At 39.9% G+C, this 21,530-nt stretch carries 18 protein-coding genes and 2 riboswitches; of the genes, 9 read left to right on the top strand and 9 right to left on the bottom strand.

The window, feature by feature from the left end; genetic code table 11:
• Positions 1 to 83 precede the first annotated feature (83 nt).
• Positions 84 to 1,088 (bottom strand): sensor histidine kinase, encoded by a 1,005-nt coding sequence (locus tag ACNJYY_RS21555; RefSeq protein WP_416730087.1) that lies wholly within the window; start codon positions 1,086 to 1,088, stop codon positions 84 to 86.
• Positions 1,085 to 1,774, bottom strand: a complete 690-nt coding sequence (locus ACNJYY_RS21550; RefSeq protein ID WP_416731931.1) for a response regulator — start codon at positions 1,772 to 1,774, stop codon at positions 1,085 to 1,087. Before ACNJYY_RS21550 ends, ACNJYY_RS21555 begins: the two co-directional genes overlap by 4 nt.
• Before the next feature lie 301 nt (positions 1,775 to 2,075).
• Here ACNJYY_RS21550 and ACNJYY_RS21545 point away from each other — a divergent pair, with 301 nt between their 5' ends.
• Positions 2,076 to 2,477, top strand: a complete 402-nt coding sequence (locus tag ACNJYY_RS21545; protein ID WP_416730086.1) for a hypothetical protein — start codon at positions 2,076 to 2,078, stop codon at positions 2,475 to 2,477.
• Between the two features lie 70 nt (positions 2,478 to 2,547).
• On the opposite strand, the gene ACNJYY_RS21540 is transcribed toward ACNJYY_RS21545, so the two are convergent.
• The 4 genes from ACNJYY_RS21540 to ACNJYY_RS21525 all read right to left on the bottom strand — a co-directional run bounded on the left by ACNJYY_RS21540 (position 2,548) and on the right by ACNJYY_RS21525 (position 6,613).
• On the bottom strand, positions 2,548 to 3,045 hold the full coding sequence (locus ACNJYY_RS21540) for a C1q-like domain-containing protein (RefSeq protein WP_416730085.1): 498 nt from the start codon (positions 3,043 to 3,045) through the stop codon (positions 2,548 to 2,550).
• 196 nt (positions 3,046 to 3,241) lie between these two features.
• Entirely contained in the window at positions 3,242 to 4,381 is a 1,140-nt protein-coding gene (locus tag ACNJYY_RS21535) for an oxalate decarboxylase family bicupin (protein WP_416731930.1), read from the bottom strand.
• A 170-nt stretch (positions 4,382 to 4,551) separates the two neighbouring features.
• A complete protein-coding gene (locus ACNJYY_RS21530; protein WP_416730084.1) occupies positions 4,552 to 5,334 on the bottom strand; it encodes a DUF817 domain-containing protein in 783 nt (260 codons plus the stop codon).
• Positions 5,335 to 5,455: 121 nt separating this feature from the next.
• Positions 5,456 to 6,613 carry an acyl-CoA dehydrogenase family protein gene (locus ACNJYY_RS21525; protein WP_416730083.1) on the bottom strand — a complete coding sequence of 386 codons (1,158 nt, stop codon included), beginning with the start codon at positions 6,611 to 6,613 and terminating at the stop codon, positions 5,456 to 5,458.
• 413 nt (positions 6,614 to 7,026) lie between these two features.
• A riboswitch (SAM riboswitch) is annotated at positions 7,027 to 7,138 on the bottom strand.
• Between the two features lie 153 nt (positions 7,139 to 7,291).
• A riboswitch (SAM riboswitch) is annotated at positions 7,292 to 7,392 on the top strand.
• A 116-nt stretch (positions 7,393 to 7,508) separates the two neighbouring features.
• Between ACNJYY_RS21525 and ACNJYY_RS21520 the strand changes: the two genes are divergently transcribed.
• The 3 genes from ACNJYY_RS21520 (at position 7,509) to ACNJYY_RS21510 (ending at position 10,026) form a co-directional block, all read left to right on the top strand.
• The gene (locus tag ACNJYY_RS21520) at positions 7,509 to 8,900 is read left to right on the top strand and encodes an LLM class flavin-dependent oxidoreductase (protein ID WP_416731929.1); all 1,392 of its coding nucleotides are present in this window, start codon (positions 7,509 to 7,511) and stop codon (positions 8,898 to 8,900) included.
• A gap of 28 nt (positions 8,901 to 8,928) precedes the next feature.
• Complete coding sequence (locus ACNJYY_RS21515) at positions 8,929 to 9,738, top strand: MetQ/NlpA family ABC transporter substrate-binding protein (RefSeq protein WP_416730082.1); 810 nt, start codon at positions 8,929 to 8,931, stop codon at positions 9,736 to 9,738.
• 108 nt (positions 9,739 to 9,846) lie between these two features.
• A complete protein-coding gene (locus ACNJYY_RS21510) occupies positions 9,847 to 10,026 on the top strand; it encodes a hypothetical protein (RefSeq protein WP_144696648.1) in 180 nt (59 codons plus the stop codon).
• Between the two features lie 690 nt (positions 10,027 to 10,716).
• Here the strand turns inward: ACNJYY_RS21510 and ACNJYY_RS21505 are convergent.
• Positions 10,717 to 11,211, bottom strand: a complete 495-nt coding sequence (locus tag ACNJYY_RS21505) for a GNAT family N-acetyltransferase (RefSeq protein ID WP_416730081.1) — start codon at positions 11,209 to 11,211, stop codon at positions 10,717 to 10,719.
• 520 nt (positions 11,212 to 11,731) lie between these two features.
• Here ACNJYY_RS21505 and ACNJYY_RS21500 point away from each other — a divergent pair.
• Both ACNJYY_RS21500 and ACNJYY_RS21495 read left to right on the top strand, forming a co-directional pair.
• On the top strand, positions 11,732 to 12,676 hold the full coding sequence (locus tag ACNJYY_RS21500; protein ID WP_416730080.1) for an AraC family transcriptional regulator: 945 nt from the start codon (positions 11,732 to 11,734) through the stop codon (positions 12,674 to 12,676).
• A gap of 13 nt (positions 12,677 to 12,689) precedes the next feature.
• Entirely contained in the window at positions 12,690 to 13,070 is a 381-nt protein-coding gene (locus ACNJYY_RS21495; protein WP_416730079.1) for a DUF1761 domain-containing protein, read from the top strand.
• 367 nt (positions 13,071 to 13,437) lie between these two features.
• On the opposite strand, the gene ACNJYY_RS21490 is transcribed toward ACNJYY_RS21495, so the two are convergent.
• Positions 13,438 to 14,928, bottom strand: coding sequence for a peptide MFS transporter (locus tag ACNJYY_RS21490; RefSeq protein ID WP_416730078.1), 1,491 nt, complete (start codon positions 14,926 to 14,928; stop codon positions 13,438 to 13,440).
• A gap of 322 nt (positions 14,929 to 15,250) precedes the next feature.
• On the opposite strand from ACNJYY_RS21490, the gene rlmN reads away from it, so the two are divergent.
• The 3 genes from rlmN to ACNJYY_RS21475 all read left to right on the top strand — a co-directional run bounded on the left by rlmN (position 15,251) and on the right by ACNJYY_RS21475 (position 19,622).
• On the top strand, positions 15,251 to 16,330 hold the full coding sequence (gene rlmN, locus ACNJYY_RS21485) for a 23S rRNA (adenine(2503)-C(2))-methyltransferase RlmN (RefSeq protein WP_416730077.1): 1,080 nt from the start codon (positions 15,251 to 15,253) through the stop codon (positions 16,328 to 16,330).
• A 786-nt stretch (positions 16,331 to 17,116) separates the two neighbouring features.
• A complete protein-coding gene (locus ACNJYY_RS21480; RefSeq protein WP_416730076.1) occupies positions 17,117 to 19,069 on the top strand; it encodes an endonuclease MutS2 in 1,953 nt (650 codons plus the stop codon).
• Between the two features lie 13 nt (positions 19,070 to 19,082).
• Positions 19,083 to 19,622, top strand: coding sequence for a GNAT family N-acetyltransferase (locus ACNJYY_RS21475; protein WP_416730075.1), 540 nt, complete (start codon positions 19,083 to 19,085; stop codon positions 19,620 to 19,622).
• A 17-nt stretch (positions 19,623 to 19,639) separates the two neighbouring features.
• Here ACNJYY_RS21475 and ACNJYY_RS21470 read toward each other — a convergent pair whose 3' ends face one another.
• The gene (locus ACNJYY_RS21470) at positions 19,640 to 21,205 is read right to left on the bottom strand and encodes a glycosyl hydrolase family 28-related protein (protein WP_416730074.1); all 1,566 of its coding nucleotides are present in this window, start codon (positions 21,203 to 21,205) and stop codon (positions 19,640 to 19,642) included.
• Positions 21,206 to 21,530 lie beyond the last annotated feature (325 nt).

The raw sequence follows: 21,530 nt of genomic DNA, 5'->3' as shown, positions 1-21,530 counted from the left end.
CTCTGATACTTTTATTATAGAAAGCATTTCAGCTCTTTTCCTTCTGTTCAACGAACAAAACAGAAAAGCATGTGACACTTTCGTCACATGCCCATCGTTTGATCAAACTCATTTCTTTTTGGGAAAGCTAGCGTAACGGTTGTTCCTTCATTCCGCTTTGACTCTACAGAGAGTTGAATCTGCAGGGATTCGGCTGCTTTTTTGGCTAAATATAACCCCATGCCGGTGGACGCTTGATCGTGATGGTCTGTCGTTGACGTGAATCCTTTATCAAAGATACGAGGGATATCCTTTGAATCAATTCCTCGACCAAAGTCTTGAATTCTTAAATAGTTTCTGTCGTTCATGCTATAGCTGTTAATGATGATTTCTGAAGAATGACTGTATTTCACAGCATTCGTTAAAATCTGACGAACAATAAAAGCTAGCCATTTCGCATCACTTAAGACATGAGTGACTTCAAGGTTAAAATCAAAGCCGATTCCTTTTTGAATGCACCACGACTGCAACGTTTTTAGTTCGGAAAAAAGTAACGTCTCAAGATCAGTCACTTCCATATAAAGGTCGTTCTTAATAAAAGGAATCCTCTTTTGATGAAGCTGCTGATCAAGCAGAAGGTGGATGCGAAGCCACTCGTAGGTTAAATCTCCTTTAAGCGGCGTATCGTCCATTCGCTGTATCATAAGGTGCATCGCTGTCAGCGGCGTCTTAACTTCATGAATCCAAGCGAGGAGATCGTCCTTTTCCTGTTCGATCAATAAACGGTTCTCTGAAGCGGTTTGTTTTAAATGCTTCGTTTGTTCGATGATACTGTTTTCAACGACTTTCTCAAAAGGCGAAGAAGGTGATGACATATTAGAAAGGTCAAAATCATTTTCCCTTTCCTCAAGCTGGTGGAAGAAGGCTGTTTCCTTTTGATATCGGTAAATAAGAAAGATAACAAAGACGATTAATGAGATTAACACGATATAGCCAACTGCAGAAAGGGGAATCGACGGATCGAGATAGGCGATCAAAAGTAAGATAACCTGCTGCAATAAAAATAAAAAAATCCAGCTCACGCGTTCGATCAAATAGCGTTGGATCATACAGGATCCTCTTCTATTGCACGATAGCCTTGTCCCACTTTCGTCTCGATAAATTGTCCGAGTTCGATTTCCTCTAGACGTTTTCTTAATCGATTCACATTCACGGTGAGGGTATTGTCACTAATGAATTTTTTATCATCCCATAAGCTGTTGATGAGATTGTCGCGACTTACGATTTTATTCTTCTGCTCGATCAGAAGTTTAAGAATAAACACTTCATTCTTAGTCAGTTCAACGGAACCCTTCTCGTTTGTTACGATATTCTTTTCATAATCAATTTGAGCGCCGCACCACGTCTTAAGGCTAACAGTGTCTGTATTGTAATTATAAACACGCCTGAGAATCGCATGAATCTTTGCGATCAATACTTCAAAATGAAACGGTTTTTGAACAAAGTCGTCTGCACCGAGCTGCATGGAGAGGACCATATCGCTTGGATGATCACGCGAAGATAAAAAGATGATCGGAACGTTAGAATGCGATCTAATATTTCGGCACCAATGAAACCCATCAAACTTTGGCAGCTGAATATCGATTACAACGAGATCAGGTTTAATCTCTGTAAATTCCTGCATCACCCGTCCAAAGTCATTAATGCCATACACCTCATACGACCATTGAGACAATCGTTCCTTGATCTCGCTGAATAGTGTCGCATCATCTTCAATGAGCAAAATTTTAAACATCATTTATCACCACGTCATATTTGATATGTTTTTTAGTGTATAGCAAAACTTGGATATTTTCTAGGATGTGCATTTTTTTCATAACGCAACCGACTCTTCCTTATAAAATACCATCCATGTCTCCGTATGCTCCATCTTAGCGACGATATGAGGGGAGTCTAGGAAAGTTACATCTTTCTGTTTAAGTTTCACGGGAGTCTTGAGAGAGAATTTTAAATTAATGTTTCACATGAAACAATAAAGTATGGCCAGATCCATGTTAAAGTAAATCTATGGAAATAATGTTAGGGAGGGGGATTTTTTGAGGAGAAATACAATTACAATTTTAATTCTTACATTCCTTTTGTTAACAGGGTGTAGCAGAGTAACTCATAATCCTGATTTGGAGAATTCCATTCAGTCTATTGTAAAAGACAAAAATAAAAGTCAGATAAACATAGATTCTTTAGCAAATTTCGAATGGGACAAAGGATATTTATTTCCACCATATACAGCAGAAGAAAGTATGGAGAAACAAATGGGCGTGAATATTAAAGACCGAAGTAATATTTATAGCAGAGATGACATCTATCTATTAGTCTTTCTTCATAACGAAAAGGTTGTACAGTATGCGGAAGTAACTCGTAACCAATCAGATTTTTCGATTGTTGATACGGAATATATTACTCCATCAAAAGCTTTAATAAAAATTAATAGACATTGACTAAATAAAAAAATAAACCGCAACAAGGTTCGTTGCGGTTCATTTTTGCATGTCTGTATTTAAAACCTGCTTAACCGATCTTCGCACCCTCAAACCGAGTTGCGATTGGATTTACTTCTATTTCAATCGTTGCGCCTGATGGACTCGAAGCGACTACTTGAACCTCATCGCCTTTTCTTAACTCGAGAAGTGATGAAGTAGCTACGTTCGCATTTGGCGAAGTAATCGTTTCTTGATTTCCTGCGATGATCTCACCATTAACGCGGATGCCAACGAACGCAGAATACGGTGTTCCTGTATAAATCGGCAAAAAGATACTCGCTGTGAACGTATAAATGCCGTTGCTCTTTGGAACAAACGTTGATGTATCTGGATTGTATTCATTATTGCTATCGAATACTTCTACCGGGTAGATCACTTGATTTGGTGTGGAGCCTAAAATAAATTGAAACAGATCTTTAACCGCTTTAAAGGCAGAAACCTTCTGGCAAGGCTGAATCTTCCTATGCTTGCACTCACAATCTCTTTTCATATGTGCGTACGGATTTTGATCATAATGGTGGTACATACCAACTTTCCCTCCTATTTTCACTCTGATCTAGAAATGAAACCAGAGAATAATCTATCAGATTATTACTAGTAGATTATGCGGACAAGTTGTAAGTGGTGTGTATAAATAGAGGTAGGGGAAGTAGTTTTGCTAGACACAACTAAAGAAAGCGATTAGTAATTTCTAATCGCCGTTAAAAGGTTTGCGCGTGCATCTAATCATATTTCACAACGGGCCATTTTTCTTTTCGAAGAGAGTTCATGAGCTCAGGACTAGCGTTCACATTCGTCTGTACGATTTCTTTAGGCGTTAACGCCATCCATTGGTTTAAAGAAACATCTGCAAAACGGTCACTTTTAAAAATCTCTAGAAACCATAAGCTCTTATTTCCAGTATTCTGTACATAATGACCAAATGCAAAAGGGATATAACCTACATCTCCGGCTCTTACATCAAAGGTTCGTGCTGTTCCATTTCCTGCGAAAGCGGTCATCCGCCCTTGACCAGCTAAATAATATTGCCACTCATCATTATTCGGATGCCAATGCAACTCTCTCATTCCGCCAGGTTTTATTTCTACTAAAGCGGCAGCGATTCTCTGTGAGATCGGAAAATTAGTAGAGTCAACAATGCGTACGGTACCACCGGGTGTAACGAGCGGTTTCTGGGCCATCAAGCGATGGGTGAAGCTTAATGGAACCGTTCCATATGGATCAGGTACGGCTTGTGTTTCAATCGGACCGGGAACGGCAGACTGATAAATATAACGCTGTTCAGTCGGAATGTTCGCGAACGCACTCTCCGGTATTCCGAAGTTTGCTGAAAGAACTTCTTTAGGTGTATGTGCAAACCAATCTGAAATAGAGAATGTGCTCAGATCGGAGAAATTCCCATCATCAAATACGAGTAAAAACTCACAGCCTTCTTCAAGTCCTTGAATCGAATGAGGAATGCCAGGAGGGAAATACCAAAGATCACCTTCAGCTACATCGGCGATAAAATTCCTCCCGTTTTGATCAACAGAGGTAATTCGAGCACGGCCTAAAATCATATAAGCCCATTCCGCTTCTTGGTGCCAATGCAGCTCCCTCACACCGCCTGGGGTAAGACGCATATTTACCCCTGCAAGCGTCTTTGCGACAGGAAGCTCACGAACCGTAATCTCTCTTGACCAGCCTCCAAAGTTCAACTGCATATGTGTATCCGAATAAGAAAATCGCAAATTCGGGACAGTTCCGGCATCTGTTGCAGGTGAAACTAACATATCCGGATTTTGTATATCACGCATGATGTCGCGAGGTCCTAAGTCGGTAGCACCTGCACCATCACTGCGAATTGGCTGCGGAATCTGCATTGGTCTTCGTTGCTGTTGATCTTTATTGTTCTTATCCACGCGATGAGCTCCTCTCTTTTAGAAGGTTCAAACGTCATCTCTGTATTCATATGGAGGGGACATCTTGAACATGCAGATTTCTTGAGAAGAAGCCAAACAAAGAAAAAAACACCTAAAAAGCCTACAGCAGCTTAAAGGTGTTTCGTATCTGTGAAAATCTCATCTTGATGGCTTTTAATGCGTTTTAACTGTGCCACAATAATAATGCTGATGATGACGAGTAAGAACCAGGAGCTGATCTTACCAATATGAACGAGTGACCAAGCAGCTTCCTGATTTGGATACTGCCATGCACCGAGAAACGTTGTGATGTTCTCAGCGATCCAGATAAAAAATCCAATCAACAAAAAGGAAAGGAGGATCGGCATTTTATAGACATGCTCGTTGATCGTATAATGAACAACGGTCTTATAAAAGATAGGAAATAGAAGCAGGATCAGAATCCATCTGGCATCAAACAAGTAATGATGGAGAAAAAAGTTAAAATAGATCAGGACACAAATACCGAAAGAAAAGAGAGGGTTTGGCCAACCCGTAATCTGTAGATCGAGTCTTCTCCAGCTTTGGCAAATATAGCTCGCAACACTTGCATACATAAAACCGCTGTAGAGAGGAACACCGTAGATTTTAGAATAGGCTTCTTCCGGATAGCTCCAGGATCCCATATGAACTTTAAATAGCTCTAGTGCTAGGCCGATCAAGTGAAAGACGCAGATGACTTTTAGTTCATCGATCGTTTCAAGTTTCGTTACGATCATCGCAACCTGTGTGATGAGACAAAGAAAGAGTATGAAATCGTATCGAGGGATGAACGGAATGCTGACGAACTTTGAAAGAGCTAACGCCCCAAAGATGATGACTGGAAAGATGCAAGAAAGTGCTTGTAAATAAGTGAATGTAAGAAGCGCCCTCATGAGCAAACCACCTTTTATCGATTGATATGGAAATATATTGTATCCATAATAACCTATGGTGATTGAAATCTCATCATACAAAAAAATGGTGAGTTTAACATGAATCTGTCAGTTGACTTGCTTATTTAAGCGCAGCATCTGCTAAGGAATAGACGATCGCATCATCTGTAGGTGGATTATGAAGACCAGCTCGCACATCGCGAAAGTGCCGCTGAAGCGGATTTTGTACAGAAAGACTTCGAGCCCCAACAATCCTCATCGCAAGGTCTACGACTCGATTTGCACTGTTTGTTACAGAATGCTTAACGGCAGCGAGTTCAGTTCCTAGATTCTGGCGCTGTTCAGGGTGGTTCACCCATTTTTCAGCAACGGCGTGCAGAATCGTTCTAGCTTGGAATAATTCAAGTTCGATCTTGCCAATCTTTCTCCTCACTTCTGGCACGTCTGAGATCGGTCCTGATAATGTGTTAGGGCTATACTCTAAAGCAAATTCAATCGCGTAGTTCCTCGCTGCTCTTGCGATACCTAAGTACACAGCAGGTACTTGCAGATACCAGCCTTTCGGAACAATGTTCTTTCCATCTTCAACAACAAGAAGGTTCTCCTCGGGCACATAAACATCTTTCAAAAGTAGATCGTCACTTTTCGTGCCTCTCATAGAGATGCTGTCCCATGTTTCTTTTACAAAAACCCCTTTTTCACGATGATTCACTAAGAAAAAACCTTTATGGTTAGTTTCGGAAATGGTGGCGGTGATGATGGAATAATCAAGAGCCTCTGCCATAGAAGTAAAAGCCTTGCTCCCGTTGATCAGCCATCCGTCTGCTTTCTTGACTGCAGTTGTAGTAGGAATACCCCCGCGAGACGGACTTCCCGTCGCACGCTCTGTTTGCGCCAAGTTGATGAGTACTTTTTGTTCAACAACCTTCCGGCTAAGACCAGCGAACGCATCTCCATTCCAATGACGGTTTTCCGCCGCTTCTAAAAGAGTCCCCAAATGCCAGCCAAGAGAAAGAGCAGTAGGAGCATCTCCTTCAGCTAAATGCTCTTGAATGGTTAAGAACTCAAGTAGACTCAACCCTTTGCCACCATATTCTTTTGGAATGGTAAGAGAAAGAAATCCAGCATCCTTCAAATCTTGAAAGTTTTCATAAGGAAAAACACCTTCTTGATCTACAAAATCTGCACGTTTCTTAAAAATTTCTTTTAGTTCTAGAGCGGTACTAACCGCTTCTTCAAAATGATCTTTCTCAGTGGCTTTTCTCAAAGGTAAGCTCATAGTTCCCTCCTAAATTTTTTATCAGTAAGTGGTTTTTGGTTTTGGATTGGTTTTGTTATAAGTCTTCTTCGATAGGTTGATTGGAGCGCAAGGTGCGAGACTCCTGCGGGACAGGCGGGCAGTCCGAAAAGTGGAAGTGGCTCGTTCAGCCCCGACAAGCAAAAGGTGAATGGGCTAGGAAGGCGTCCTTTGCCTTCTGGACCATTTAACTTTTGACCTCGAGGGGCTAGCCACTGCAACTGGACAGGTGAGACACTTACCGGCGCAAAGCGCGAAGTGGCTCACCGCTCGCCCCGCGGAAAGCGAGCGTCCTGGAGCGGAAATTCAACTACACACAAGAACAGCGCAGTAAAAACAAAAAAAGCCCTCTTTCAAAGACGAAAGAGGACGTAAATTCCATATGCTTACACGCTCTCTCATCTTTCAGACATTAAAAAAACATCTGCTGGAATTAGCACCTTTCTTTTTACAAAGCGGTTGCTGCAGGATCGTAGGACCAGTTCCTCCCCTGACTCTTGATAAGAAAAATATTTAATTATTAGTCAACACTATAGAGGATAAAGCAAACCACTGTCAACTAAAAACTGATTCTTAAGAAAATTATTTTATTTCTCTAAATTCCATTGACAGGTTATTTTTATTCCTGTATATTTCGTTACTAAATTGAATAATATCGATTCCTTATCGAGAGAGGTGGAGGGACTGGCCCTTTGAAGCCTCGGCAACAACTAATTTAGTACTGTGCCAATTCCAGCAGGCGAAAGCTTGAAAGATAAGAGGAAATCTATATACGTATGTTTATTTCACGTATTTTTTAACCTCTTCTCATCACTGAAGAGGTTTTTTATTTTCTCTTGGAACGGGTACGAAAATATTGGATACGGAGGAATGTATGTTGAGTAAAGAAATTTTATTAAACGCGTTCGAGATGACGAGTGCCATGCACAATTCTCATGGCCTTTGGAAGCACCCGGAGAACAAGAGACAAAGAAGTTACAAAGATCTGAACTATTGGATCGAGTATGCAAAGCTTTTAGAAAGAGGGAAGTTTGACGCGGTGTTCTTTGCAGATGTATTGGGCGTTTATGACGTTTATAGGCAGAGCAAAGCCCCTTCTATTCAAGACGGGCTTCAAGTTCCTTTAAACGATCCAGCACTTCTTGTATCAGCTATGGCGAGCGTAACAGAGAACCTATCGTTTGCTGTTACGGTAAGCACAACCTATGAACAGCCGTTTGGCAACGCGCGACGCTTTTCTACGTTAGATCATCTAACGAATGGGCGAATCGCTTGGAATGTAGTTACTTCTTATCTGCCAAATGCTGCGAGGAATTTTGGACTGCAGAATATGATCAAGCACGATGAACGATACAACATCGCAGATGAATACCTGGATGTTTCCTATAAGCTTTGGGAAAGCAGTTGGGAAGATGGAGCCGTTGTAGAAGACGTTGAGAACAATAAACTGGTTGATCCTGAAAAAGTTCATGAGATCAATCACGAAGGGCAATACTTCAGCGTTGAAGGACCTCACTTAAGCGAGCCTTCTCTGCAGCGGACACCTGTTATCTATCAAGCAGGAACGTCTGAACGTGGCCGAGATTTTGCTGCCAAGCATGCTGAGTGTATCTTTGTAGGTGGTCCAACACCAGAGAGAATTCGCTTTTATGCGGACGATATTCGTAAACGCGCTAGCAAACACGGTCGAAATCCAGATAACCTTAAGATCTTCTCATTTTTAAACGTGGTGGTAGGGAGAACGACTGAAGAGGCGGAGGAAAAATTCAAGGAATATGCAAGTGTTTGGAGTGCAGATGCTGCAAAAGCCCAGTATGGGGCAAGCGGTTATGATATTGCGGAATATGAAGATTTAGATCCAGAACTTCCATTCTCGTACAACAAATCAACAGAGGGAGGACATTATAAAGCCGCTACGCTCACTACGGATGCTCCCAAACCGTTAACAGTGGGAGAAGTATTGAATCGGTTCGAGTCACCTGACAGAGGTAGTTTTATAGTAGGCAATCCGGAAGAGGTAGCAGATGGGATTCAAAAGCAGTTTGAAGAGTCTGGCGTGGACGGTTTCAACCTTAATCATTTAGTCACACCTGGAGATTTAGAAGCTTTCGTGGAGCTAGTTGTACCTGTTCTTCAAGAAAGAGGATTATATAAAAAAGAGTACAACCATGGTACGCTTCGTGAAAAATTATTCTCACCTGGGCAACCTTTGCTGCCAAACGATCATCCTGCAGCTAGATTTAGACCGGTGCTAACGGAAAGTAAATAAATAAAGAGTGAGTGAGGAGAGAAAACATATGAAACGATTTAACATATTTTTAACTGCAGCTTTATTAATCGGCGTTTTAGCAGGGTGCGGCGTTTCGGGTGAGAAAGAAAGTAAGAAGATCACGCTCGGCGCAACCGTCCCTTACAGCGACATGCTAGAAAAAGGCGTAAAGCCCTATCTTGAGAAAAAAGGATACAGTGTTGAAGTAAAAGAATTCAATGACTATGTACAACCGAACATCTCTTTAAAGAGCGGTTCATTAGATGCGAATTTGTTTCAGCATAAAGTGTACATGGACGCTTTTTCAGAAGAAAATGATATGAAATTAGCCTCTGTGATTACGGTGCCTACTGCACCAATCGGTATCTATTCTAAGAAATACAAGTCAATAGACGAAATTAAGCCCGGAAGCACGGTTTCTCTAGCGAATGATCCAACGAACTTAGCAAGAGGCCTTACTGTTTTGAGAGACAATGGACTAATTGAGATCGATTCTTCTGCCAATCCGTTAAAAGTCTCAGAAAAAGATGTGACGAAAAATCCAAAAAACTTGAAGTTTCAGCCCGTTGAAGCGGCTCAAACACCAAGAACGCTAGACTCGGTAGATCTAGCAGCAGTAAACGGAAACTTTGCTCTATCCTCTGGACTAGACTTAAAGGACGCGCTTGTAAAAGATAAACTTCCAGAAGAAATCATCAATCGAATTGTGGTGCTAGACAAAGATAAGAACTCCCAGCTCGCAAAAGATCTTAAAGCGGCAGTAGAGTCAGACTCATTCAAAAAAGTCATTCAAAGTGATTTTGAAGAGTTTCATAAGCCAGATTGGATGAACAAATAATCTGATGAAAAATCAGCATCATATATATTGGAAAAGCTGTACGAATGCCGTTACCAACTCTCTTAATTGCTCATAGAATAGGTTATGTTGACTCAAGGGGGGATTAATATGAGTAACTGCCCGCACTGTGGCCTTTTCCGATATGATCTAAGTGGCTGTATCTGTTCTGATAAAGATTTTACTAGTGATTGGAATCAGAGATACATTGAAGAGATCTTCAATCCAAACAACAATCAGGTGAATGGATCGAAGAAGACGAGACGACCGCAAAATCTCTTAGATCTGTAAGAACAATAAGACTTATTCATTCTTACTATAAACGTTACAAAGCCAACTGTTTGATTTGTGTTCTTCTGCAAATCATGAGTTGGCTTTTTTATTTTTTATGGGACTTTTTTAAAGGTTGCTTTTGGAAGTATTGATCTCCGTTCCAGATACTCGCTTTCCACGGGGCAGGCGGTGAGCCACATTTGTTCGTTTCACTCTTAAGTGTCTCACCTGCCTAGTTGCAGTGGCTAGCCCCTCGAGGTCAAAAGTTAAACGGCCAAGAAGGCAGAGTGCGCCTTCATAGTCTATTCACCTTTTGCTTGTCGGGGCTAAACGAGCCACTTACACTTTGAGGACTGCCCGCCTGTCCCGTAGGAGTCTCGCATCTTACACTCCAATCAAAGATTCATGAAGACAAAATTTGAAAGCGCAATGTTTTAAAGAGCATGTCTATCATACAGTGGGTTTTTCACTTCCTCTTTCCATGCATATTGATTGGAGCGGAAGGTTGCCGACTCCTATGGGACGAGCGGTCAGGTGGAGACTCCTAAGGGCGCGAAGCGGCAGGAGGCTCACCGTTCGCCCCATGGAAAGCGAGCAACCTGGAGCGGAAATCAACTACTTTCTAAGAGCATCATGGAAATATAAACATCATATGAAATACAAAAAGCAGACCTTCGAAAGAAGATCTGCTTAAATATTATCCATCAATTAGCGAAGTGATGGAGGAGTAGCGAGCTTTCTTACGCTTGAATTCGTACGAACACCAGTCGGCGCTAAAAAAGAATTAGACGACGTAAGCTCTTTTTGGATAACGATGCTAGAACCTAGCTGTCCGTGTACTTTAAAGCCCCAATGCTGGAAAGTCTTTAGAGCATCCGTATTTTCTTCATCAACCGTACCAAATACATTGCGAATTCCTTGTTTCATAAGGTGACTCTCAAATACGGGAAGAAATGAGGTAGCGATGCCCTTTCCTTGATGTTTTGTATCTAACACAACATAATCCACAAAAATTGTTGGCCCGATTCTGAATCGATAACATACAAATCCAATGATCGTATCATTGCTGTCACAGACAATCATGACCTCGTTGGCCATGTTGATAATCATTTCAATTACATTTTTCCGGACTTGAAAATTACTTACTACCATATCTACTAAAAAAGGATCGTCCTTACCAGGAACCCGTTTGCGAATATACAAATATATTCCCCCTTATATTACTTTACGAAGGGAAGATATAAAGAAATAAATAGAAGATGATTCACTTATAGAAACACTTAGGTTACATCGAACATAACTATTATTTTATTAAAAATCCCCCTTGCTTGTACTATATGTGCTTGTCCTTGAAAGGGTCTGGATACCGTCCTAGTTCTAATGAAAAAGGCGCTATGTAGGATAATGTTCTAAAAATAGAAAAGCCGAGGAAAAATCCCCGGCTTTCAACCTGCTTATGCTACTTCAGGTCTTTTCTTACCTTTTTTTCTTTTCTTGAATCCTAATAGGCTACCGATTAAGCTCACTATAGACCCCCCCTTCTATAAGCGAACTATTGAGAAAAAGAACAATCACTCTTGTTTTCTTCTCTACTCTATCTTACGCAAGCTTGTCTTAAAGGTTTGGACGATTCTTAAAAATGGATGCAAAAAAAATACATTTACAAATACATACAGAGCTTCGTTTATAATTTAAGGACTAGCATGAAAAAGGAGTACAATTTATGAATGTTGAGCGTGAACAAAGAAAACAGATCTTTAGAGTTTTGGAGTATATTGAAGAGCATCTAGAGGATTCTCTGCCATTAGAAAAACTGGCTGTCATCTCTACATATTCTCCTTTTCATTTTCAGCGGATTTTTAAAAGTATTGTGGGGGAAACACCAGCTGCTTACGTAAAAAGGTTCCGATTGGAGAACGCAGCACATCGATTGATCTATGAAAAATATATCCCTATTACTCAAATTGCGATGCTCTGTGGTTTTTCTTCCTTATCGTATTTCACATATTCTTTTCAATCCTATTTCAAGACGAGTCCAAAAAACTGGCGGGAAGGAGCTTATCTTCAGCAATTTCCTCGGGAATATGAAGATAGCAAGAAATCTAAACAAGTTCGCAACCCATCGAAAGAAAAAGAAGGCAATGGTCCTTATAATGAGTTTAAATGGCTAGATTTATCAAAAATAAGTATCGAATCCTTTCCAAGCCACACTACAGTGAAAGGCCATCATTTTGGAACGTATACGAGTGGCGTTTCTGAAGCTTGGGAAGAAGTTCATAAATGGTGTGAGTCTAGAAATCTAATCGATTCACATTCTTTGTTTCTTGGGATACCGCGAAACAATCCTTACATCACGCCTCCTGACAAATGCCAGTATGATTGTCATATTACGATCAATGACTCAATCTCTGATTCAATATCGGCTGATGATACTTCTAAGTTTGTTGGTGGAAAGCATGTGATGTACGAATTTGAGGAGCCGGTTGATTTTTCAGAACGCAATCTGATAATTAATTGTTACTCCGAACTGTATAGCTATTGGCTGCCAAGAAGCGGCTACAAATATTTAAGTAATCCAGTTGAAGTTATACAGATTCAACAGAACAAGAATACGCTACAACGGGAAAGCAAGATCAAAGCGATTGCCCTAGCCATTGAACCTAAATAACAAGGAGGCCGTTATGGAAATAAACGGAGTACAATTAAACATGACAGCGATCATCGGTGGTGGACTTTTATATATGATCTACGGAGGGATCTACTATTCAACGATACTCGGAAAGAAAAAGGATAACGGAGATACCGGGCCTTTTAAATACATTTTTTCTGTAGTCGTTGCTTTCATTAGCTCGTTCCTAATGTCTTATCTTATTGGATTAATTGGAGCTGAAAGTGCAGCAGAAGGACTCATGGTTGGGTTCATCATAGGGATCTTGATTACGATTGTCTATTATAAAAACACACTTTTCGGTCTACTGACAAGGAAGTCTTTTATCATTGCAATCGGAGATCATCTAGTGATTTTTACACTACTTGGATTGTTGCATGGATGGATGAATTAAGGTTGAAGGAGCTTAGTATATAAGCTTCTTTTTTTTGTTTGTCCATTCTGAAGTTAATTTAGAAGGTAGATAATAATTTCCACTCCAGGATGCTCGCTTTCCGGGGGACGTGCGGATTCATAGAAGCATTTTTGCTCCTGCGTCTACAAGTAATGCTTCCGAAGTGAGCTTCCTCGTCGCATGCCTTGCGAGATGTTTATTCAAGCAGAAGGCACGCTGATCCCCCAGGAGTCTCGCACCTTTCGTTCCAATTATCTTTCAAGGGAGCATTTGAAAGTCTATGCTTGTACAATCTAAAAGAGAGCCTTTAAATAAAAAAACCACTGACGTAATGGAGGACCATCACATCAGTGGTTTTAAATTTTGATTAACGAATACCTTTCATCTTCTCTTGAATCTTAGGTGAGATGACAAAAAGGATAAGTGATAACACAATCGCAGCTCCACCGATCGTACCGAAGTACATCATTTCTGTTTCTGCAGAATAGAACTTAACGATTTGTGCGTTGATCGCTTGTGCAGCTGCACTTGCTAAGAACCATAAACTCATTGTTTGTGCAGAGAATGCTGCTGGAGCAAGCTTCGTTGTTGCAGAAAGTCCTACTGGAGACAATAGAAGCTCACCGATTACAACGATAAAGTAACTAAGAACAAGCCATAGTGGATTTACCAGTGTGTCTTCTCCACCAAAGTATGCAGGAAGAAGAATAACTAAGAATGATAATCCAGCGAATAACAAACTTAGTGCAAATTTCTTTGGTACCGTCGGTTGACGGTTACCAAGCTTTACCCACATCCAAGCGAATAGTGGAGCTAGTGTAATAATAAATAGCGGGTTCAATGATTGGAACCAAGCTGGTGAAATCTCAAGTCCAGCAAACGTTAAATCCGTACGCTTGTCCGCATAAGCAGCAAGAATCGTTGAACCTTGCTCTTGAATCGCCCAGAACATAACAGCAGCGATGAATAGCGGAATGTACGCAATAATTCGTGAACGCTCGTCTGATGTTGTTTTTGGACTGCGGTACATCACCACAAAATAAATAGTAGGGATCGCGATACCAAATAGACCAACTAATGAAATGAATACTTCAAGTGTGAAAAGTCCTGCTGGGATGGTTGTACCTAAAATAACAGCTAGTACAACTACAGAAATACCTACAATGATCGATACTTTTTTCTTCTCAGCTGGAGATAAAGGGTTAGGCACATACGTACCTGCAAGACCAAGATTCTTTTTCTTCGTTACAGCAAATACGATAAGACCTAATAACATACCAATAGCTGCAATTCCGAATCCTAAGTGGAAGCTCGTTTTCGCGACTTCACCTACAATTAATGGAGACAAGAAAGCACCTAGGTTGATCCCCATGTAGAAGATACTAAATCCTGCATCACGACGATTATCGCCAGGAGCATAAATATCACCTACGACACTGGATACGTTAGGCTTAAGTAAACCTGTACCAATAACGATAAAGACCATGGAAATAAACAGCATTGTCAGATCGCCTGGTAGTGAAAGGACGATATGACCAATCATGATTAATATACCACCATAGAACAATGCTCTAGATGTACCAAAAACTCTGTCTGCTAACCAACCACCGATTACACCGGACATATATACGAGTGAACCATAAATGGACATGATTGCGAGTGCAGTGGACTCTTCTAAACCTAGACCACCTTTTGAAACTTCATAGTACATGTAGTAAATTAGGATCGCACGCATTCCGTAGTAAGAAAAGCGCTCCCAAAACTCTGTGAAGAAAAGTGTAAATAATCCTTTAGGGTGTCCAAAGAAGCCTTTTTGCGGGACACTATCCACAATTTTCTGTCTATTGATGTCTGACATATGACAACCTCCTCTTAGTACATTAAATATAATACTTTGAAATATTTATTATTGTCAAAAGTTTTCGGCTTATTTATTATTACAGGTTCTTATGCATACGTAAATGGAAATTACACCCTATATGGGCATAATGGCTTATATATATGCATAAATAGGGTATAAAAAATGTATAAAAGTAGTGCGAAAATTTACTTGCGTAGTATGCTCAAAAAATAAAAAAATTGTAAGGTGCTGGGAAACGGGTTCAACCATTGTGTATATAGTGAAATTTTTAGTACTATAGAAGAATAAGTTTACAGGTAGTGAAAAGAGGTCTTTTTACATGAACAAAAATTCCATTTATGGATTAACGATTGAACAACTTACAGAATGGCTTGGACAGCATGGCTATAAACCGTATCGCGCTTCACAAGTATGGAACTATTTATATAGAGAGCGAGTAACCACGTTTTCGGAAATGGTCGATATCAAAGCAGATTGTATCGAATTATTAACCGAAAACTTTACCATTCAAACGCTTCGGGAGCACGTTAAGCAAGAAGCTTCAGATGGAACAGTTAAATTCCTTTTCAAATTGAATGATGGCAACTTGATCGAAACCGTACTGATGAGACATAAATACGGTTTATCGGTATGTGTAACCACACAAGTTGGTTGCAACATCGGCTGCAGCTTTTGCGCAAGTGGTCTGTTAACCAAAACAAGGGATCTATCAAGTGGGGAAATTGTAGAGCAGATCATGAACGTGCAGCATCATTTAGACGCTGCAGGTGGGGGAGAAAAGGTAAGTCATATCGTTGTAATGGGAATCGGTGAGCCTTTCGATAACTTCCAAAACATGATTGATTTTTTAAAGATCATGATCGATCAAAAAGGGTTAGCGATCGGATCAAGGCATATTACAGTCTCAACAAGCGGGATCGTGAACAAAATGTACGAGTTTGCAGATGTGAACATCCCAGTTAATCTTGCATTATCCCTTCACGCACCAAACAATGAACTGCGTACAAAAATTATGAAGATTAACCGAGCTTTCCCTGTTGAAAAGCTGATGGATGCGATCAACTATTATATTGAGAAAACAAATCGTAGAATTACGATTGAATATATTCTATTAAAAGATGTAAATGATCATGTAGAAGAAGCGGTAGAACTTGCAGCTCTTTTCCAAGATAAAAAGAAAAAAACATATATCAATCTGATTCCATATAACCCAGTGGATGAACATAGTCAGTATCAGCGAAGTGATCAAGAATCAGTTCTAGCGTTCTATGATACGCTCAAGAAGAACGGAATCAACTGTAAGATTCGCCAAGAGCACGGTACAGATATCGATGCGGCTTGCGGTCAGTTAAGAAGTAAACAGATCAAGAAGGATAAAGATCAATCGATTAAGTCTTAATGGAAAGCTGTTTACTCCTAAAAGTGCGTGGTGAATGGAAGTGGACAGTAAAACTCAAAAAGTGGACAGTATATTCTAAAAAGTCGACAGTAAGCACACTTTGAGGTGTTTGCACGCTACCCATATGCCTGTCTACGCATTAAAACTGCTCCTATGTAGAGGTAGTTTGTTGATGGTGAAGGTAATCTGTCTGATTCGAAGATTAATCTCTCCGATTGGCCACATAATCTGTCCAATCTCCACCGTAATCTGTCCATTTCAGCCAATAATCTGTCCAATTATATATTTTAAAAGCAGCATTGAATTCGAAAACAGCCTAATGAAAAGAGACCGGTTTTTTCAACTGGTCTCTTTTTATTAAGTTGACCTTTTATTAAGTTGACAACTGTAAAACAATTACATATGATAATGGTAATTCAATGGAAGGGATGGTGTGTTTGTGAGCGTTGTCGTTCTTAACTAAAACAATTTGGATATCGGTCTACAAAAGAAAAAATGAAACGGCATGTCCGGTTTATTTGCTATGTCTTTTGTTTGCCACCAATAGTTAAGAACAGCGGTCAGATACAAGCCATCATACTCAATCCCATGATGCTGCGGACTCTTCTTATGAGCCGGTTTTTTTATGCATTTTTTAGGGTGAAGTCTATCTATGAGGCAGAAATGACATGTTCATTTCTGTCTTTTTTTATTGGCAGTTCCTGGCCTCTGTTAAGAGGAGGGGATAATAAACAATTCTTTAAGATAACTTGTTTTTGCTATAAAAAATTTCTGGAGGTAGTTCCATTGAATACACAAACCATAAACATGCTTGAATATAACAAAATTAAAGAACAGCTTGCGTCTTTTGCATTAAATAGAGCCACAAAAGAACAAATAGAAAAGCTTCAACCTTCTTCTAACCTTTCTGTGATTCAATCATGGATGCTCGATACGACGGAAGCAAAACGCATTTTAGAGAAGAGTGCAAGTGTCCCGATCGCTAATTTAAACGGTTTGGAGCAAGTTCTAGAGATACCGAAGAAAGGATTGAATCTATCTCCCGAACAACTCACATTAATATTTGGACTTTTAGAAAACGTGAGCCGAATGCAGCGATTCATGAGAGACAAAACTTCTGTAGGACCCGGCGTATCTTCTTATGCGTACTCTATGTTTGACCTAAGTGATTTAAAAGAAGAGATCTATCGTTGTATCCGTAACGGTGGAGTCGATGACCATGCTAGTAAAACTTTGTTGAAAGTGAGAAAAAAGATTACCGTTGTCGAAGAAAGAATTAAATCCAAGCTCGATAACATGATGAAGTCCTCTGTTTACCGTGATATGCTGCAAGATCAGATCGTTTCCATGAGAGATGGTCGTTATGTTATTCCTGTTAAGAGCAAATACAAGCGTAATATTGATGGTCAAGTACTCGATAGTTCTTCAAGTGGCGCTACCGTGTATATTGAACCTCATGATATTCGTAAACTTCAAACCGAAATCAGTATGCTTAGAGCAGAAGAGGAGATCGAGATCTCTATGATTCTAGGCGTGCTGACAGGTATGGTTGCGAGTTACGAGAGGGAATTGCATATTACAATTGAAGCGATGATTCATTACGATTTTATCTTTGCAAAAGCGAAGTATAGCAGAGTGCTAGATGCGAAATCAGTAGCGTTAAATCAAGAGAATGTGATAAGCATCATAAACGGCAAACATCCGTTGATAGGTGAAAAATGTGTTCCACTGCATTTTAATCTTGGCAAAAGCTATCAGTCACTCATCATCACAGGACCTAATACGGGTGGAAAGACGGTAGCCATTAAAACAGTAGGTTTATTAACTTTAATGGTTCAAACAGGTCTGCATGTACCTGTTGATGAAGGCAGTGAATTTGCCGTATTCAGAGACGTCTTTGTTGATATCGGAGACGGGCAAAGTATCGAACAATCATTAAGTACGTTTTCTTCTCATATGACAACGATCATCTCCATTTTAAAAGAAGCAGGGCCACAGGATTTGGTCATTTTAGACGAACTGGGTGCGGGAACGGATCCTTCTGAAGGAATGGGGCTTGCCGTTGCTATTCTCGAGAGGTTGTACAGCAAGGGAAGTATGATTTTAGCAACCACTCATTATAGTGAAATAAAAGAATTTGCTTCCGTTACACCTGGTTTTGAAAACGGATCGATGGATTTTAATCTTGAGACGCTTCAGCCTACGTATTCTTTAATTATAGGTAAAGCAGGGAAAAGTCAGGCTTTCTCGATCGCAAAAAAATTGGGAATGGACGATGAGATTATCCACCGTGCACAACTCATTACAAGAAAAGAAAGTTATCCACATGTGGATAAGAATGAAGTTTCAGTGTTTTCCACAGATGAATTTATAAAACTTGAGGACTTACGTAATAAAGCTCAGTCAAAAGTGAAAAAACAACAGGAGAAACCGCGAAAAGTGGAAGAGCAGCTAGGAGAAATTTTTCATATAGGTGATCGTGTATTCGTTTCAAGTCTAAAAGCCGCAGGAATTGTTTACAAGCTAGAGAATGATCATGGAGAACTAGGTGTATTGGTTGGAGAAAGTAAGCATATCATTCATAAAAAGCGCTTAAAACTTCATATTGAGAGTAAAATGCTGTATCCAGACAATTATGATATGGACATTGTATTTGAATCAAAAGAAAATAGAAAAAAGAACAATTCCATGAAAAAGCGTCATGTTGAAGGTCTTTCTATCGAGAGGGAAGATCACTAAGTGAGGGAGCCAAATGAAGAACCTTGTCACGTGTAAAGTAGTTGGCGTTACTGAACTAACGGATGATTTTTTAAAGGAATTCATCCGATATCAAGAAACAAAACAAGTATGGTATGTAGAGGATAAATCCTACAAAGTGAAGGATGATTATTTTATTGATGACTGGATGCCGGAAAAGAAGGTTCAGGTCATTGAAGAGTTAAGAAGATGTGTAAGAAGCGGGGGAGCAGTTGTTGCAGCATGGAATCAGAAGCAGTTAGTAGGTTTTGCGAATGTAGAAAGTGAACGCTTTGGTTCCGAGGCGCAATATGTTGAGCTGCCATACCTACATGTCACAAATGTTGCGCGGGGCATGGGGATTGGGAAGAAGCTTTTTTCTTTTTGCTGCCAAGAAGCGAAGAGGCTAGGTGGTAGGAAACTCTATATTGCAGCGCATCCGTCTATTGAATCACAATCGTTTTATCGCGCTGTAGGGTGTTCACCAGCAGAAGAAGTGAATGAGCGTATCTTCAAAAGAGAACCTTTAGACATTCAACTTGAGAAAGCGCTATAACAAAGGGAAAGAGACATCTACGTACTGCTAGATGTCTCTTTTTCAATAACGATCTCATCAGCCAGTGTTTGCTCGATGTCTGAAGCAATATCTATCGCTTTTGTAAAAAAATGATCGCACCGAATGCCTTTTAATGTTACATCATTGGGTCGATGAGGTCCCCCGTACACTTTTACAGCCGATCCAGCGGTTGTAAAATCTTTTACGACAACATCGTTCAGAATGACGTTGTGCGCGCGATATTGAATGGCAATCACCGGATTACCATCATAGTTATATGTGCGATCGCCTAGAACGGTTAAACCATTGATCACAACATGGTTATAACCAGATACCACGAGGCCGCGAGGTGTTGAATCTTTATAGAGCTCTGTAAAAATAGGCGAGATGCTAAAGAGATTAGTTGCTGAGATATGATGAGCTGTTTTCGATTCAGGATCTATATCCTTATGATGGCCGATATGACGAAAATTGTAGGATCGGTTATCGTTTACAGATAAATGACCATAGATGTGTACATTTGAAGCAGCAGAAGCGTTATGATGTGCTTTAATCTCAACACCTCCAAAGCAGCGTGCTGTTGAGTTGTTCAGTAGCCAAACATTATGAGAACCGTCATCGATTTCAATGCCATTAGAGTTCGAAAATCCTTTCTTATGGGACCTTCCGCTTGGGTCACACATATGGGAATTCGAAATAAAGATATACTCACTGTGGTGTGTGGTAATACCATCATCACCAAAGCCGTACCCATTGAGATTGTCTAACCAGATGTATTTACTTCCTCCTCTTGAACGAGTACCGTCCCCGAGGTAGGTATATAGCGAAGAAGACACATCAAACCCGTGCAGCCCTGGATTAACAGCTTCTAGGTCAAACATCCAGCCATAAGTGACGTTAGCGAAGGTTAAACAACTTGATCGATTGTTTCCTGCCCTCGTTTTTTCTTCGGAATCTAGCCGTTCTAGGTTCCAATCGAGTGTCATCCCTTTTACAGCTATGTTTCGATTACCTTTAAAATGGTTTTTATTTGTGATCAGCCATTCTGCTTTAGGACAATCTTCATGCAGCTGCAGGGTCGTTTTACGTTTTCCTTCTCCTATAAGAATCGTCCACGAAGGCAATTTGATGCCTTTTGTTATGAATTTTCCTGCTGGAATACGTACAATGACTCTTCCTTTACCGATTGCTTTTTTAAAAGCCTCCGTATTATCGGTTATTCCGTCCCCAACAGCACCATAGTCTAATACGTTTACTTCCTCTTTTATATATCGATAAAGCATCTCGTATTGCTCATTTAACTTCGTGATCCATCGAGGATAGATATGTTCTTGTTCATCTTTATCCCAATCAGTCGTATCGACGTCTTTGTAGCGAGCCCTTTTTATTATCAAACTTTTTGTTGCATATTTGAACCATTCTAAAGAATTTCTATTACGTTTCTTAACTTTTTTTAATGAGTCTTTGAATAGATTCTCTGAAGTATTTACATCAATAGATTCTGTATGAGCGTGCTTTTTTCTCAATTCTTCTATCAAGTTTTTGTTAGTGAGTGGATCATGATGTTTATCAAGTGAAATCATTTAAACGATCACCTCGGCTTTAAATAATTAGATTATAATTCATGATTTCCCTATCTAAAATATAATAATCAGCATGTTAAAGGGATAGGGGAGAGTCGTTCTACCTACCTCTTTTCGGATGCAAACAAAAATGTTTACAAGTTTACAATCACGTTTGCAACTGTTTGCTTATTTGTTTGCAAGTTTACAAAAACGTTTACTTGTTGGCGCATAAGGGTTTGTGGTGATTAATAATATTTGTTTGCAACTATGTTTACAAGTTTACAGAAAATGTTTGCGTGTTTACAAATGTATTAAAAAGAAAAATAGGCATTGTTTAATTTCA

The organism is Fictibacillus tiangongensis, assembly GCF_048083785.1.
Classification (GTDB): Bacteria; Bacillota; Bacilli; order Bacillales; family Fictibacillaceae; genus Fictibacillus.
The sequence above is the reverse complement of the archived record's forward strand: the minus strand, read 5'-3'. Positions and strand labels throughout refer to the sequence as shown.